This window comes from Flagellimonas algicola (assembly GCF_005937185.1).
GTDB lineage: Bacteria > Bacteroidota > Bacteroidia > Flavobacteriales > Flavobacteriaceae > Flagellimonas > Flagellimonas algicola.
In genome coordinates this window covers 1,395,155-1,410,027 of sequence record NZ_VCNI01000002.1, presented here as the reverse complement: position 1 = coordinate 1,410,027, position 14,873 = coordinate 1,395,155, and the positions used below count along the sequence as shown (strand labels likewise).

The following is a 14,873-nucleotide window of genomic DNA, read 5'->3' as shown; positions in this document are numbered from 1 at the left end:
CACCAACACAATTTCATGGAGAATATTGTCATCATTGGAAACGGAATTGCTGGTATTTCTGCAGCAAGGCACATTCGAAAACTTTCAGATAAAAGAATTATAGTAATTTCTGGGGAAACAGATTATTTCTTTTCCAGAACCGCACTTATGTATGTGTACATGGGACACATGAAATTTGAACATATACAGCCCTATGAGGATTGGTTTTGGGAAAAGAACCGCATAGAATTGGTCAGAGGTTATGTGACCCAGGTCAGTCCCGATACAAAACAATTGCTTATCGATGGATCTAGGGCACTGCATTATGATAAACTGATTATTGCCACAGGATCCAAATCCAACAAATTTGGATGGTCGGGACAAGATCTACACGGCGTACAAGGACTCTATTCCAAACAGGATCTTGATTTACTCGAGGTAAACGCGCCCAACAAGGAAGTCTGTAAAAGGGCTGTGATCGTGGGTGGTGGTTTAATTGGGATTGAATTGGCAGAAATGCTTCGAAGCCGGGATATTCCGGTAACCTTTTTGGTACGAGAAGACAGCTTTTGGAATGGGGTGCTGCCCAAGGGCGAATCCCAAATGATCAATGAGCATATATTGGAACATCATATCGATTTGCGTCTTGGCGCCAATCTCAAGGAAATAGTTAGCGACGGCAATGGCAAGGTCAAATCGGTTATCGTTGCCGAAACTGGGGAAGAAATCCCCTGCGATATGGTTGGTCTCACGGCCGGCGTTTCTCCAAATGTTGATTTCCTAAAAGATTCAGGAATAGAGTTGAGGCGTGGAGTCAAAGTCAACCGCTTTTTGGAAACCAATGTGCCAGATGTTTATGCCATTGGAGACTGCGCAGAACAGCATGATGCCATTGGCAATCGCCGACCCATAGAAGCGGTTTGGTATACCGGCCGGATGATGGGCGAAACTGTGGCGCAGACCATCTGTGGTAACAAGTTGGAATACAAACCTGGACACTGGTTCAATTCCGCCAAATTCTTGGACATCGAATACCAAACCTATGGCTGGGTATTTTCAGAACGAGGAATGAAAGAAAACGAAGCCCATTTTCATTGGAGACATCCTCAAGAGAAGATTTGTATCACTATAGCTTTTGATCAAGAATCAGGTCAGTTTTTGGGTATCAATACCTTTGGTATTCGCATGCGACACCAGGTTTTTGACAAATGGTTGACCCAAGAAAAAAGTGTGGATCAAGTCATAGAGCACCTGGCCGATGCCAATTTTGACCCGGAGTTCTATAAGCATCATGAAGCGGACATTGTATCCAAATACAATTCCGATTTTGGAAAATCCATCAAGTCCAAAAAGAAAAGTCTAAAACGAATTTTTCAAATTAGTTAATAGTAAAAGGTCAAAAGTTGGTCGGTTTTTAAACCTATTAACTCATAACCCTTAACCAATAACATTTAAAATGAGCACATACGATAGAAGCATGGCCCTGACCGGGCAGCCTCCCAAAATATTGAGCAGAAACCAAAAGATTGCAACCCTGATAGGGATGGGAGGTCTTGGTATTCTACTTTTGGCAGCATTCAACGTGAGTTTTCCAAACAAAGGATTATGGCTCACCCTCTCTTTGATGGCCATTTCCGCAGGAACCATCTGGTTTTCATGGGATGCCTATACTCATAAATTACCCGGAATCAAAAACGATGGGGTCTGGTTCAAATCCATTTCCAGTAAAGGTTTGTGGGGATGGATGGCCGGAATTGCCCTGACCGGATTTTACATTGTGCTGTATTTCTATCCCGAATATTTGGGATTGGTCAAAGATGGGAACAATAAAGGTGTTATTGGACTTTTTGATCCATTGAGCAGAATGCTAAGCGGCAACCCTGCCAGCCAGTGGTTTGTATACGGAACTCTATATACTGTTGCTATTTTGGCCTTTGGCATCAAATTTATGTGGAAGTACCGTCACAATCGCTATGAGCGCATCCGGACTATGAGCGTTATGTTCTTTCAAACCGCCTTTGCCTTTATCATTCCCGAGTTAATGGCACGTTTAAATGGTGATAAAATACTAAATGGTGGAAGCTTACCCTATTACGACCTCAAAAATGTCTGGCCTTTGAACTATTACAATTTTGAAGGATATAGAATCAAAAGCTTTTTGAGCTCGGGTGACATTGGTTTTGCCCTGTTAATTTTCGGAATCTTATCGGTATTTGTGATTACCCCTATTTTGACGTATAAATATGGCAAAAGATGGTATTGCTCTTGGGTATGCGGCTGTGGTGGCCTGGCCGAAACAGCTGGTGACGCCTTTAGGCAATTGAGCGATAAAAGTGTTAGCGCTTGGAAAGTGGAGCGCTGGGTAGTACACAGCGTAGTGGTTTTTGTTACTTTGATGACCACCGCCGTTATCTATTCCTACCTAGGACATGATACGAGTAAATATTGGCTTACCAAAAGCACTTTCTTAATTGGTGTGGCGTCCTTACTGACCCTTGTATTTGCTTGGGTGATGCTATTTAAGCGTGACCAGTTCAAAAAAGATGCGATTTATGGAGCCATTGGATACTTTGTAATTATCATGGCCCTGATCGGATTTCACTTCTTTAGTGGCGATGGCAATGTATTCTTGTTTAAATCTGAAACCCTTCGTAAGTCCTACAGCTTCCTTATCGGAAGTATTTTCTCAGGAGTCATTGGAACTGGGTTTTATCCCATTTTTGGGAATAGGGTATGGTGCCGTTTCGGATGCCCTATGGCTGCCATGATGGGCTTTCAACAGCGCCTGTTCTCCAGGTTCAGAATCACCACCAATGGAGGACAATGCATCTCTTGCGGAAATTGTTCCACCTATTGCGAAATGGGAATCGACGTACGTGCCTATGCCCAAAAAGGTGAAAACATCGTCCGATCTAGCTGCGTAGGTTGCGGAATCTGTTCCGCAGTTTGCCCAAGAGGTGTTTTGAAATTGGAGAATGGTCCACTGGAAGGTCGTATTGACAGCAATCAAGTGTTGTTGGGTAATGATGTAGACCTTATGACCTTGGTGAACAAGAAATAAGATGCTTCGGTTTACATTTTTACTTTCCTTTCTTTTCCTATTCGGTACAGGAAAAATGTACCATCGCGATTATCACCAGAATGGTAAGCTAAAGGCCGAGGGGTGGGTTCTGGACAATTCTAAGGAAAATTTCTGGAAACACTACCATTCCAACGGCAACCTCATGGCGCAAGGTCATTATAAAAACAATGAACGGGAAGGATACTGGTATTTTCACGACCAACTTGGTAAGCTGGAAAAGGAAGGTCATTTTAAAAAAGGTGAAAAGGTAAACTGGTGGCTTTTTTATGATGAAAACGGGAAAATAAACCACAAATGCCAACTCAAAAACGGCATCAAAAATGGATACTGCCTTAAGTATACTGACGAGGAGCTTAAATCGGCAGAAAAATATAAAAACGGGAAAAAGATCAAGGAATGGTTTAGCTTTGGCAGTTTTAGAAAAGAAAACAAGCTTTCCGATTTAAAATAATGGCAGAAATCAAGGTCATCATTCCCGCAGTCAACGAAGGAGATTCCATCGGAAAAGTGGTTGCTGAATTGCCAAATTCCGTTTCCGAAATCATTGTAGTCAATAACGGCTCTGAGGATAATACGGTGGAAAATGCCAAAAAAGCAGGAGCTACCGTGCTCACCGAAAACCAACGCGGATACGGTTATGCCTGTCTAAAAGGTTTGGATTATGTGGCAAAACAATCCAAACAGCCCGACCTTATCGTATTTATTGACGGAGATTATTCCGATTATCCGGAAGAATTGGACAAAGTGGTGGCTCCGATCTTGCAGGATGATGTGGATTTTGTGGTGGGAGCTCGCAAAAAAGCACTTAGAGAACCCGGATCCATGACTCCGCAACAGGTTTTTGGCAACCAATTGGCCACATTTTTGATGCGGCTGTTTTTTAGGGCAAAATTTACGGATTTAGGGCCTTTTAGAGCCATTAAATACGAAAAGCTCAAAGAACTGGAAATGCAGGACAAAACGTATGGATGGACAGTGGAAATGCAGCTGAAGGTTTTGCGGAAAAAAATGACATATGCCGAAGTACCAGTGCGTTATAAAAGAAGAATTGGGGTATCTAAGGTGTCCGGTACGGTAAAAGGTACTATATTTGCGGGCATAAAAATCTTAGGTTGGATTTTTAAATACAGTTTAAAATAATATGGGACTAACAATCGCTTTTATTATCATCGCTATTTATAGTACGGCCTTAATTTTGATTTTTTTCTACAGCTTGGCCCAACTCAATTTATTGATCAATTATTTGGGCAATAAAAAGCAAAACGAGGAAGCTCCCAAATTCAATCTTCTCGACCCAAAAGAGATTCCGTTGGTTACCATCCAATTGCCCATTTACAATGAAGAATATGTAATGGAGCGGCTGTTGGACAACATTTCCAAAATTGAATATCCTAAAAGCAAATTGGAAATTCAAGTGTTGGACGATTCCACGGATGATACCGTAATAGATACCGCAAAAAGGATACAAGAACTTAAAAATACTGGACTCGACATCCTCCATATCAGGAGGGAAAACCGCCAAGGCTTTAAGGCCGGCGCCCTTAAAGAAGGTTTGGAAGTTGCCAAGGGAGAATTCATTGCCATCTTCGATGCCGATTTTCTTCCGGAAAGCGATTGGTTAAAAAAGACTGTTCCTTATTTCAAGGATGAGGAGATAGGTGTTGTTCAAACCCGTTGGGGCCATATCAACAGAGACTATTCCACCTTGACCAAAATACAGGCTTTTGCCTTGGACGCGCATTTTACCTTGGAGCAAGTGGGAAGAAATTCCAAAGGGCATTTCATCAACTTTAACGGTACCGCAGGTATCTGGAGAAAAGAGTGCATTTTGGATGCTGGAAATTGGGAAGGCGATACCTTGACCGAGGATTTGGATTTGAGCTACCGTGCCCAATTAAAAAATTGGAAATTTAAATACTTGGAGGATGTGGAAACTCCTGCCGAGCTTCCTGTTGTAATCAGTGCTGCCCGATCCCAGCAATTCCGTTGGAACAAGGGAGGGGCGGAAAACTTTAGAAAAACCGTCTGGAGCGTGATTACGGCCAAGAACATCCCTTTCAAGACCAAATTCCATGGGGTAATGCATTTGTTGAACAGCTCCATGTTCCTTTGCATGTTCATCGTGGCCATTTTTAGTATACCCATGTTGTACATCAAAAACTCCTACGGACATTTGGCCTGGGTTTTTGACGTGAACCGATTCTTCATAATTAGTACCATTATCCTGTTCATTTGCTACTGGTTTACCTTTAAAAGTATTCAAGGCAGTAGTTTTGACAAGTTTGTGGACTACATTAAACTCTTCTTTACCTTTTTCTCGGTAGCCCTTGGATTTTCACTCCACAATACCGTTGCTGTTTTGGAAGGCCATTTGGGCAAAAGGAGTGAGTTTGTACGAACACCAAAGTTTAACATCAACAATCTTACGGATAGCTGGAAAGGAAACAAATACCTGACCAAAAAGTTGTCTCCGAATATGATTTTGGAATTTGGCCTCATGGTCTATTTCTTATTTGGAATGTACAGCGCGGTTCCTTTAAATGATTTTGGGTTGTTCCCGTTCCATTTAATGTTGTTCCTTGGATTTTCTTTTGTTTTCTTCAAGTCTTTGACCTCGAAAGTTTAATTCATGCTTTCTTATTGGAAACTGCATAAAACCCCTATCCTTTTAGGTATAGGCAGCTTGCTTTTCTATGCAGTTTTCGCCCATGATTTGGAGCGCGAAGATTTCCCAAAACTCCTGTCCCTATTTGCAGCACTTTTTTTCCTCCATTACAAACTCATTCAATTTGAGAAATGGAATTTTAAGTTCCTATTGGTTACGGGCATCTTATTTAGACTGATTTTCTTATGGGCAGAACCCAACCTTTCCCAGGATTTCTATCGCTTTATCTGGGATGGGGAGCTGATCAAGAATGGAATTAATCCCTACATCCATCTCCCCAAAGACCTTATTTCCCAAGCTGACCTTCCTATTGCCAATGCGCAAGAGCTTTTTGAAGGCATGGGCGGTCTTAGCGCCAGACACTACAGTAACTACCCTCCCGTAAACCAAATCATATTTGCCTTGGCTTCCATTTTGGGTGGGGGAAGTATTTTGGGTTCCGTTATTACAATGCGGTTAACAATTATTTTTGCTGATATAGGAATTTTGGTGCTGGGCAGGAAGTTGCTTCAAAACCTCAACCGTTCCAATCACTTGGCGTTTTGGTATTTTTTGAATCCTTTGGTAATCATTGAGCTGACGGGAAATCTGCACTTTGAAGGTGTAATGCTCTTTTTCTTTGTATGGGCACTTTATTTAATCTCCAACAAAAAATGGCTGGCTGCCGCCCCAGTTTATGCCGCCGCCATCATGGTAAAACTGGTTCCGATCTTGTTCCTTCCTTTGTTTCTAAGATTCTTCGGATTCAGGAAAAGCGTTGGGTTCTATTTGTTGGTCGCGATTTACTGTGTGCTCCTGCTACTTCCATTTTATTCATGGGTCTTTATTGATAACTATTCCGAAACTGTTGGCCTGTGGTTTTCCAATTTTGAGTTCAACGCTGGATTCTATAACGCCTTAAAAATTGTGGCCGTTGATTGTTTTGAGGCCAAACCCTGGGAGTTGGTAAAGGTTTATGGCAAATGGGTGGTGGGTGCTGTTGTGTTGGGAGCAATGCTACTGGCGCTGCTCAGAAAAAACCAAACCTTGACAGCTTTAATCACTTCCATGCTGATCTTGCTCACCGGGTATTATCTCCTATCCAGTACCGTACATCCTTGGTATTTGGTCTTTTTGATAGTACTTGCCATGTTCACCAAATTCCGGTTTGCCATGCTATGGTCTTTCTTAGTTGTTCTGAGTTATTTTGCCTATTCCAATCCAGATTTCGATGAGAATCTATGGTTGTTGGCTTTTGAGTATCTGCTGGTCATCGGCTACTTGATTTATGAAATTATGGGTAGAAGCGGAAAAAAGTTAGATTTCTTCAAAAAATAATGGGCATTTTAGGTCGGTTGAAATTAATTTGTACTTTTATCCCATAATGAAAGGACAAATACACATACTATCTTCTTTGAGCATCACTGCTCCCGTTCGTCCATTCGCTCCACGTCGCCGTCGCCCGTAAGGGTGCATACTAGTTATGGGAATAGGTGAGTCCATTTCCGCAATAAACCACAAGTTTTCAAATTTTTATCAGTTTTAAATGCCATAGCAATGGAAATTGTAATTGCTAACGAATCACATATTAAATTCGCCCAAACTATCAGCGATACCATAACGGAATCCGCTAAGGTACGCGGTACCGGTATTGCTCAGCGGAGTCCAGAATATATCATCAAAAGGCTGGAGAACGGAAATGCTGTTATTGCCTTGGATGAAGGGAAGTTTGCCGGCTTTTGTTATATCGAAGTCTGGGGAAACAAGAATTTTGTGGCCAACTCCGGACTCATTGTTCATCCTGATTACAGAAAACAGGGGCTAGCCAAGAAAATAAAGAAAGCCATTTTCGAACTTTCTAGACAAAAGTTCCCGGAAGCCAAAATATTTGGAATTACCACAGGATTGGCAGTCATGAAAATGAACTACGAACTGGGATACAAGCCAGTGACTTTCTCGGAATTAACAGATGACCCGGATTTCTGGAAAGGTTGCCAAACTTGTAAAAACTTTGATATTCTCACCAGGACAGAAAGAAATATGTGCCTCTGCACAGGAATGTTGTACGATCCAGACGTTAAAAAAATTACATTAAAAAAAATAAATGGAAAAGCCTTCAAACGATTAAAGCGAATGAAAGAGCATCTTTTCCTTAAAAGAAATCAAAATAAAAAATGAAAAAACTAGTACTAGCCTATAGCGGCGGATTGGATACCTCATATTGCGCCAAGTACCTCTCCCAAGAAGAAGGGTTTGAAGTGCATGCGGTAAGTGTTAACACGGGCGGGTTTTCCGCAGCAGAAATCCAAGAGATTGAGCAAAAGGCTTTGGCACTTGGAGCTTCCACCTATACGTCCATTGATGCGGTTTCCAATTTCTACGAAAAAGTGGTCAAGTATCTCATTTTTGGTAACGTGCTGAGAAACAATACCTATCCTTTATCCGTAAGCGCTGAGCGAATTGTGCAGGCTGTGGAAATTGTAAGTCATGCCAAAAAGATTGGTGCGGAGTATATTGCCCACGGAAGTACGGGAGCCGGCAACGATCAGGTGAGATTTGATATGATCTTTCAAATCATGGCCCCAAATATTAAAATCATAACCCCAATCCGGGATAATAAATTATCGAGGGAAGCGGAAATTGAATACCTTCAAAAAAATGGGATTGATTATTCTTGGGAAAGGGCTAAATATTCCATCAATAGAGGCCTTTGGGGTACCTCTGTGGGTGGGGATGAAACCTTGACTTCCCACCTTTCCTTACCGGAAAGCGCCTACCCCAGCCAGTTGGAAAAAGAGTTGTCCAAAGAGCTTAAACTCACATTTACCAAAGGCGAACTGACAGCTGTGGATGGGGAATCGGGCTCGCCTGTGGACAATATTGAAAAACTGGAGGCCATTGCATCCAAATATGCCATTGGAAGGGATATCCATGTTGGTGATACCATCATTGGAATCAAAGGAAGGGTTGGATTTGAAGCGGCTGCACCTACAATTATTATCAAGGCGCATCATCTACTGGAAAAGCACACTTTGAGCAAGTGGCAGCAATATCAAAAAGAGCAATTGGCCAATTTCTATGGCATGTTGCTCCATGAAGGCAACTATTTGGATGAGGTTATGAGAAACATTGAGGCGTTCCTTGCTGATACCCAAAAGAATGTTTCGGGAGATGTATTTGTGACCCTACACCCCTATCGATTTGAATTGGATGGAATCTCGTCCCCTCATGATTTAATGAACGCATCCTTCGGAAGCTACGGGGAAATGAACAAGGGTTGGACTGCAGATGATGCCAAAGGGTACATCAAAATCCTATCCAACCCTGGAAAAATTGCAAACCATGTAAACCAAGACCATGATTAAGGCAGGAATAATAGGAGGTTCGGGATATACCGGAGGGGAACTGATCAGGTTGTTGCTGAATCATCACCAAACCGAAATAGACTTTGTGTTCAGCACCACCCGTGCAGGAAAGCCTGTGTCATCAGCACATCAAGATTTGCTGGGTCAAATCAACCTACTCTTTTCAGGTGAAATCAATCCTAGTGTGGATGTGGTCTTTTTGTGTTTGGGACATGGTAATTCCACCAAGTTTTTGGAAGAAAATGGCTTTGCTGACCACACCAAGATTATTGACCTGAGCAACGACTTTAGGCTCAACTCCGATTCGGTTTGGAACAGCCATACTTTTGTATATGGACTCCCGGAATTAAATAAATCAGATATACAAAATGCACAAGCCATTGCCAATCCTGGTTGTTTTGCTACCGCCATCCAATTGGGATTGTTGCCCTTGGCCAAGGCAGGACTACTGAACAAGGATATCCATATTAACGCAGTTACGGGAAGTACGGGAGCTGGTGTCGGCTTGTCCGCTACATCCCATTTTAGCTGGAGAAATAATAATGTTTCCTGGTACAAACCCTTTACACACCAACATTTGGGTGAAATTGGAGAGAGCTTGGAATCCTTCGGAAATGGGGTGGGCAAACTCTATTTCCTACCCAATAGGGGCAATTTTACCAGAGGCATTTTGGCAACTGCTTATACGCCTTTTGATGGAAGTTTGGAGAAAGCACAACAATTATTCAAGGATTTTTATGCCGATGCGGTCTATACCCATGTCTCTGATGACCCTATTCACCTAAAACAGGTGGTGAACACCAATCAGTGCCATATCCATTTGCACAAGCACGAGGATGTGCTGTTGGTTACATCGGCCATAGATAACTTATTAAAAGGTGCTTCCGGACAAGCTGTACAGAACATGAATTTGATGTTCGGTTTGGAAGAGCAAATGGGATTGCAACTAAAAGCAGGAGTGTTTTAAAAAAATAATAATATGAAAATAGCGATTATAGGGGCAGGGAATCTGGGATTGGCGATAGCCAAGGGCATTTTGCACAGCAATGGAGCCACCTCCATGTACCTGACCAAAAGAAACACCAGTTCCATCAAGGACTTTGAAAAGTACGGGAATGTCGTAGTGACCACGGACAATCATGAAGCTGTGAAGCAATCGGATATTCTGATTTTTGCGGTTCAACCAGGACATTTTTCCAAGATTTTAGACGATGTAAAAGATCTCCTTACGGAGAACCATGTTTTGATCAGTACCATTACCGGTTTCAGTATTTCCAAAATCGAGGAAATTGTTGGAGCGGACAAGTACATTGTTAGGAGTATGCCCAACACGGCCATTTCCGTTGGAAATTCCATGACCTGTATTTGTAGCAACGAATTGGGCAAGAAACGTATCGATTTGACCAAGGGTATTTTCAACCGTATGGGTCATACCTTGGAAATCCCGGAGGATTTGATGCAAGCTGCCACAGTGATTTGTGCCAGCGGAATCGCTTTTTGGATGCGATTGATACGGGCCACCACACAGGGCGCCATCCAGTTAGGTTTTGATGCCAAGGAAGCCCAAGAGTTGGCTATGCACACCTGTAATGGCGCAGCTAGTCTTTTGATTGAGTCTGGCAGCCACCCCGAAGAGGAAATTGATCAGGTGACCACTCCAAGGGGGTGTACTATTGAAGGCCTTAATGAGATGGAACATCAAGGTTTGAGTTCTTCGCTAATCAGGGGAATTGTAACCTCATTTGAGAAAATCAGCCAAATTAAAAAAGGATAAAAAGGCGTGGAACTATTTGATGTATATCCCCTATACGATGTAACCCCGGTTTCTGCAAAAGGGATTGAGGTAATTGATGACAAAGGGCAAAAATATCTCGATTTCTATGGCGGGCACGCCGTTATTTCCATCGGACACACCCATCCGCATTATGTAAAACGATTGAAGGAGCAGCTGGACAACATTGGCTTTTATAGCAACTCCATTCAAAATCCGCTTCAGCAAGAACTAGCAGATAAACTAGGCCAACAATCAGGATGTAAAAATTACAAACTGTTCCTATGCAATTCCGGAGCGGAGGCCAACGAAAATGCTTTAAAACTGGCTTCGTTCCATACCAAAAAATCCAAGGTCATCGCTTTTAAGAATGGATTTCACGGACGTACTTCCGCAGCTGTAGCTGCAACGGACAATCCAAGCATTAATGCACCTCTCAATAAGCAGCAGGAAGTTACTTTTCTTACTTTCAATGATTTTGATGCTCTTGAAAAAGCTATCAATCAAGGTGATTATTGTGCAGTAATCTTGGAAACCATCCAAGGCGTAGGTGGATTGGACGAACCCACCACCCCATTCCTCCAATTTGTAGCTGAAAAATGCAAGCAAAACGGAGTAGTTTTGATAGCAGATGAAGTGCAATGTGGTTTTGGAAGGAGCGGAAAATTCTTCGCTTTTCAGCATCACAAAATTCAACCCGATATTATTTCCATTGCCAAAGGTATGGGGAACGGATTCCCAGTTGGGGGAGTGTTGATTCATGAATCCTTTAAAGCCTCTTATGGACTATTGGGTACCACCTTTGGAGGCAACCATCTGGCATGTGCAGCAGTTTTGGCTGTTCTGGAAGTGATGGAGCAGGAGAATTTGACCCAAAATGCAGCTGAACTAGGAGTTTATTTTCTGGAGAAAGCCAAGGAAATTCCTGCGGTGAAAAATATCAAGGGAAGAGGACTTATGTTAGGCTTGGAGTTTGACTTTGAAGTGGCTTCCCTACGAAAAAATATGATTAACAATCAAAAAGTGTTTACTGGTGGAGCAAAGGACAAGCACGTCTTGCGGTTTTTGCCCGCACTTAATATCACCAAAAATCAAATGGATCAATTTTTTGATGCCCTAAAAGCCGAGCTGTCATGAGTTTACTTTTGAATATGGAAAAACGAAATGCCGTTCTAAAGCGAATGGCCATACTGATTCAGGAACAGGCCGAAAAGTTGATAGTGGCCAATGCAGAAGATCTAAATGCATACGATGGCGGGGATTTGGCAATGGCGGACCGTCTAAAAGTGGATGAGGCGAAGGTTTCAGGAATGATTCAATCCTTGGAAGAATTGGCTTCGCAACCCGACCCTATAGGTGTGGAACGCTATACCTTCACCCATGAAAACCAAATGCAGGTGAGCAATAGAACCGCTCCTTTTGGCACCGTTATGATCATCTATGAATCTAGACCTGATGTGACCATTGAGGCTGCTGGAATCGCATTTAAGTCTGGTAATAAAATCTTGTTGAAAGGGGGCAAGGAATCCCTACGAAGTAATTTGGTGCTGGTGGAGTTATGGCATCAGGCATTGGAAGAAAATGAATGTTCCAAGGATTGGGTCACTTACCTAAACTACTCCCGACAAGAAACCCAAGATTTCTTGGCCAACCCGGATCAGAAAATCGATTTGATCGTACCTAGGGGCGGTGAATGTTTGATTCAATTTGTAAAAGCACATGCCAAATGCCCAGTAATTGTGAGCGGTAGGGGCAACAATTTTTTATATGTGGCCAAGACCGCAGATACCCAAATGGCAACAGATATCATTGTGAACGCCAAAATTGCCAAAATATCGGCCTGTAACGCTTTGGATAAAGTGCTTATTGATAAAGAACTCCCCAATAAGGAGGCTTTCGTTTCCGAATTGATCAACACACTTAAAAACAAAGAGGTTGCCATTTATTCGGATAAGGCCATCTCAGAACATGGAGATACCGAACTCATTACCAATGAGAATATTTGGGAAGAAGAGTTTTTGGATTACAAAATTGTGTTGGGTGAAACTTCAGGACTTGAGGACAGCATTGAAAGAATCAACACCCATAGCGGAGGGCATTCAGCCACCATTATTACCTCAGACCAAGAAGAAGCTTCCCTATTTATGGAATCGGTAGATTCCGCAGCGGTCTACCACAATGCTTCTACCCGGTTTACCGACGGCGGCCAATTTGGCCTGGCTGGGGAATTGGCCATAAGCACGGATAAATTACACCAAAGAGGCCCTCTTGGATTAACCCATTTGGTAACCAATAAATGGTACATCAAAGGAAACGGCCAAACAAGATAAAGGGATGAAAAAAAGGGTTCTGATAAAAATTGGCTCAAATACGCTCACCAAGGAAACCAATCAAATTTCCAGGGGCAAAATTGAGGATATCGGTAGGCAAATTGCTTTGCTGAAAGAGGAATATGAGTTTATCCTGGTCTCTTCCGGCGCCATTGCCACCGCCAAACAATTTGTTAAACTGGAACACAATGGGCAGGAAATTGACGTGAAACAGGCATTGGCTGCTATCGGTCAACCCAGATTGATGCACATTTTTCAGGAGAGTTTTAGGGAATTGGGGTTGTTCACTTCACAATGCCTCTTCTCCTATTCCGATTTGGAAAATGAAAAAGCAAGGGTGAACATTGAGAACACCATCAACGTATTGTTGGCCAATGATGTTATTCCCATCATCAATGAAAATGATACTGTGGCCACCGATGAAATCAAATTTGGAGATAATGATAAATTGGCGGCACTTACGGCAGCCTTTTTAAAAGTGGACCTCCTTTTGATTGCAACCAATACAGATGGCATTTACACCAAAGAATCCTTGGATGGAAAGCTACCCGAAACCATAAAGGAAGTAGCTTCCATCACGGAATTGGGGAAAGAGGTGAGTTCGGTCAAATCTTCCCACGGAACAGGAGGCATGCAATCTAAAATAGAGGCGGCCAGTATTGCGAAAAAGGCGGGAATAGAAACATGGATTGTGAATGGACTGAAAGACAATTTCATTGTTGATAGTTTTCGAGACCAAATCCACTTTACAAAAATCAAGGCATGAAGCATTATTTAAGCATCAACGATATTAAAGACCTAGAGGCAGCGGTTGCAGAGGCCATCGAGTTGAAAAAAGACCCGGTTAAATTCAAGTCCCTTGGAAAAGACAAAACTGTTTGTCTCCTTTTTTTCAATAACAGCTTACGTACCCGCTTGAGTACACAAAAAGCCGCCATAAATTTAGGAATGGAGGTCATGGTCATGAATTTCGGTAGTGAAGGTTGGCAACTGGAATTTGAAGATGGAACGGTTATGAATCAAGGCAAGGCGGAACATATCAAAGAAGCTGCACAGGTGGTGTCCCAATATTGCGATATCGTGGCCATACGTGCTTTTGCAGGTTTGGAAAACAAAGCATTGGACGAAGCTGAGGTAGTTCTAAACGGTTTTAAAAAATATGCCAACGTTCCTGTGGTGAACATGGAAAGTTCGGTGGGTCATCCCTTGCAAGCCCTTGCTGATGCTATAACCTTAGAGGAATTTGGTTCCAAAGACAGACCCAAAGTTGTACTTTCTTGGGCGCCACATCCCAGAGCACTGCCTCATGCTGTGGCCAATTCCTTTGTAGAAATGATGAAATTGCAGGATGCGGATTTTGTAATCACCCATCCTAAGGGCTATGAATTGAACCCTGAAATCACCAATGGGTGCCAGATTGAATATGATCAGGATAAAGCCATGGAAAATGCCGACTTTGTTTACGTGAAAAACTGGAGTAGCTATTCGGATTATGGAAAAGTAATTTCCCAAGATCCCAATTGGATGTTGACCCAAGCACAGCTTGGCACGGCTAAATTCATGCACTGCCTCCCCGTTAGAAGAAATGTAGTGGTAGCCGATGTCGTGTTGGACAGCGATCAGTCCCTGGTGGTGGAACAGGCCAACAATCGGACATATTCGGCACAAATTGTTTTAAAGAAAATTCTTGAATCCCTATAAA

The 14,873-nt window shown here is 42.5% G+C and carries 14 protein-coding genes; all 14 read left to right on the top strand.

What is annotated here, in order from left to right:
• Window positions 1-15: 15 nt before the first annotated feature.
• Window positions 16-1,365 carry an NAD(P)/FAD-dependent oxidoreductase gene (locus FGG15_RS15190; RefSeq protein ID WP_138837726.1) on the top strand — a complete coding sequence of 450 codons (1,350 nt, stop codon included), beginning with the start codon at window positions 16-18 and terminating at the stop codon, window positions 1,363-1,365.
• 70 nt (window positions 1,366-1,435) lie between these two features.
• Window positions 1,436-3,040 (top strand): 4Fe-4S binding protein, encoded by a 1,605-nt coding sequence (locus FGG15_RS15185; protein WP_138837724.1) that lies wholly within the window; start codon window positions 1,436-1,438, stop codon window positions 3,038-3,040.
• A gap of 1 nt (window position 3,041) precedes the next feature.
• Window positions 3,042-3,512: a toxin-antitoxin system YwqK family antitoxin gene (locus FGG15_RS15180; RefSeq protein WP_138837722.1), complete on the top strand. Its 471-nt coding sequence runs from the start codon at window positions 3,042-3,044 to the stop codon at window positions 3,510-3,512.
• On the top strand, window positions 3,512-4,201 hold the full coding sequence (locus tag FGG15_RS15175; protein ID WP_138837720.1) for a glycosyltransferase family 2 protein: 690 nt from the start codon (window positions 3,512-3,514) through the stop codon (window positions 4,199-4,201). Before FGG15_RS15180 ends, FGG15_RS15175 begins: the two co-directional genes overlap by 1 nt.
• Window position 4,202: 1 nt before the next feature.
• Entirely contained in the window at window positions 4,203-5,687 is a 1,485-nt protein-coding gene (locus tag FGG15_RS15170; RefSeq protein WP_138837718.1) for a cellulose synthase family protein, read from the top strand.
• Between the two features lie 3 nt (window positions 5,688-5,690).
• Window positions 5,691-7,043 carry a polyprenol phosphomannose-dependent alpha 1,6 mannosyltransferase MptB gene (gene mptB / locus FGG15_RS15165; RefSeq protein WP_138837716.1) on the top strand — a complete coding sequence of 451 codons (1,353 nt, stop codon included), beginning with the start codon at window positions 5,691-5,693 and terminating at the stop codon, window positions 7,041-7,043.
• A 219-nt stretch (window positions 7,044-7,262) separates the two neighbouring features.
• Window positions 7,263-7,883, top strand: coding sequence for a GNAT family N-acetyltransferase (locus FGG15_RS15160; protein ID WP_138837714.1), 621 nt, complete (start codon window positions 7,263-7,265; stop codon window positions 7,881-7,883).
• Window positions 7,880-9,070 carry an argininosuccinate synthase gene (locus FGG15_RS15155; protein ID WP_138837712.1) on the top strand — a complete coding sequence of 397 codons (1,191 nt, stop codon included), beginning with the start codon at window positions 7,880-7,882 and terminating at the stop codon, window positions 9,068-9,070. Before FGG15_RS15160 ends, FGG15_RS15155 begins: the two co-directional genes overlap by 4 nt.
• Window positions 9,063-10,037, top strand: a complete 975-nt coding sequence (argC, locus tag FGG15_RS15150; RefSeq protein ID WP_138837710.1) for an N-acetyl-gamma-glutamyl-phosphate reductase — start codon at window positions 9,063-9,065, stop codon at window positions 10,035-10,037. Before FGG15_RS15155 ends, argC begins: the two co-directional genes overlap by 8 nt.
• Before the next feature lie 12 nt (window positions 10,038-10,049).
• On the top strand, window positions 10,050-10,844 hold the full coding sequence (gene proC, locus FGG15_RS15145; RefSeq protein WP_138837708.1) for a pyrroline-5-carboxylate reductase: 795 nt from the start codon (window positions 10,050-10,052) through the stop codon (window positions 10,842-10,844).
• 6 nt (window positions 10,845-10,850) lie between these two features.
• Window positions 10,851-11,978, top strand: a complete 1,128-nt coding sequence (locus tag FGG15_RS15140; protein ID WP_138837706.1) for an aspartate aminotransferase family protein — start codon at window positions 10,851-10,853, stop codon at window positions 11,976-11,978.
• Entirely contained in the window at window positions 11,975-13,171 is a 1,197-nt protein-coding gene (locus FGG15_RS15135; RefSeq protein ID WP_138837704.1) for a glutamate-5-semialdehyde dehydrogenase, read from the top strand. The genes FGG15_RS15140 and FGG15_RS15135 overlap by 4 nt, the downstream gene beginning before the upstream one ends.
• A 4-nt stretch (window positions 13,172-13,175) precedes the next feature.
• Window positions 13,176-13,937, top strand: a complete 762-nt coding sequence (gene proB / locus FGG15_RS15130) for a glutamate 5-kinase (protein ID WP_138837702.1) — start codon at window positions 13,176-13,178, stop codon at window positions 13,935-13,937.
• On the top strand, window positions 13,934-14,872 hold the full coding sequence (locus FGG15_RS15125) for a Rossmann-fold NAD(P)-binding domain-containing protein (protein WP_138837700.1): 939 nt from the start codon (window positions 13,934-13,936) through the stop codon (window positions 14,870-14,872). The genes proB and FGG15_RS15125 overlap by 4 nt, the downstream gene beginning before the upstream one ends.
• Window position 14,873 lies beyond the last annotated feature (1 nt).

Excerpts from the sequence above, each read along its gene's own strand:
- FGG15_RS15190 (WP_138837726.1), top strand. The coding sequence starts at position 16 with ATGGAGAATATTGTCATCATTGGAAACGGAATTGCTGGTATTTCTGCA.
- FGG15_RS15185 (WP_138837724.1), top strand. The coding sequence starts at position 1,436 with ATGAGCACATACGATAGAAGCATGGCCCTGACCGGGCAGCCTCCCAAA.
- FGG15_RS15180 (WP_138837722.1), top strand. The coding sequence starts at position 3,042 with ATGCTTCGGTTTACATTTTTACTTTCCTTTCTTTTCCTATTCGGTACA.
- FGG15_RS15175 (WP_138837720.1), top strand. The coding sequence starts at position 3,512 with ATGGCAGAAATCAAGGTCATCATTCCCGCAGTCAACGAAGGAGATTCC.
- FGG15_RS15170 (WP_138837718.1), top strand. The coding sequence starts at position 4,203 with ATGGGACTAACAATCGCTTTTATTATCATCGCTATTTATAGTACGGCC.
- mptB (WP_138837716.1), top strand. The coding sequence starts at position 5,691 with ATGCTTTCTTATTGGAAACTGCATAAAACCCCTATCCTTTTAGGTATA.
- FGG15_RS15160 (WP_138837714.1), top strand. The coding sequence starts at position 7,263 with ATGGAAATTGTAATTGCTAACGAATCACATATTAAATTCGCCCAAACT.
- FGG15_RS15155 (WP_138837712.1), top strand. The coding sequence starts at position 7,880 with ATGAAAAAACTAGTACTAGCCTATAGCGGCGGATTGGATACCTCATAT.
- argC (WP_138837710.1), top strand. The coding sequence starts at position 9,063 with ATGATTAAGGCAGGAATAATAGGAGGTTCGGGATATACCGGAGGGGAA.
- proC (WP_138837708.1), top strand. The coding sequence starts at position 10,050 with ATGAAAATAGCGATTATAGGGGCAGGGAATCTGGGATTGGCGATAGCC.
- FGG15_RS15135 (WP_138837704.1), top strand. The coding sequence starts at position 11,975 with ATGAGTTTACTTTTGAATATGGAAAAACGAAATGCCGTTCTAAAGCGA.
- proB (WP_138837702.1), top strand. The coding sequence starts at position 13,176 with ATGAAAAAAAGGGTTCTGATAAAAATTGGCTCAAATACGCTCACCAAG.
- FGG15_RS15125 (WP_138837700.1), top strand. The coding sequence starts at position 13,934 with ATGAAGCATTATTTAAGCATCAACGATATTAAAGACCTAGAGGCAGCG.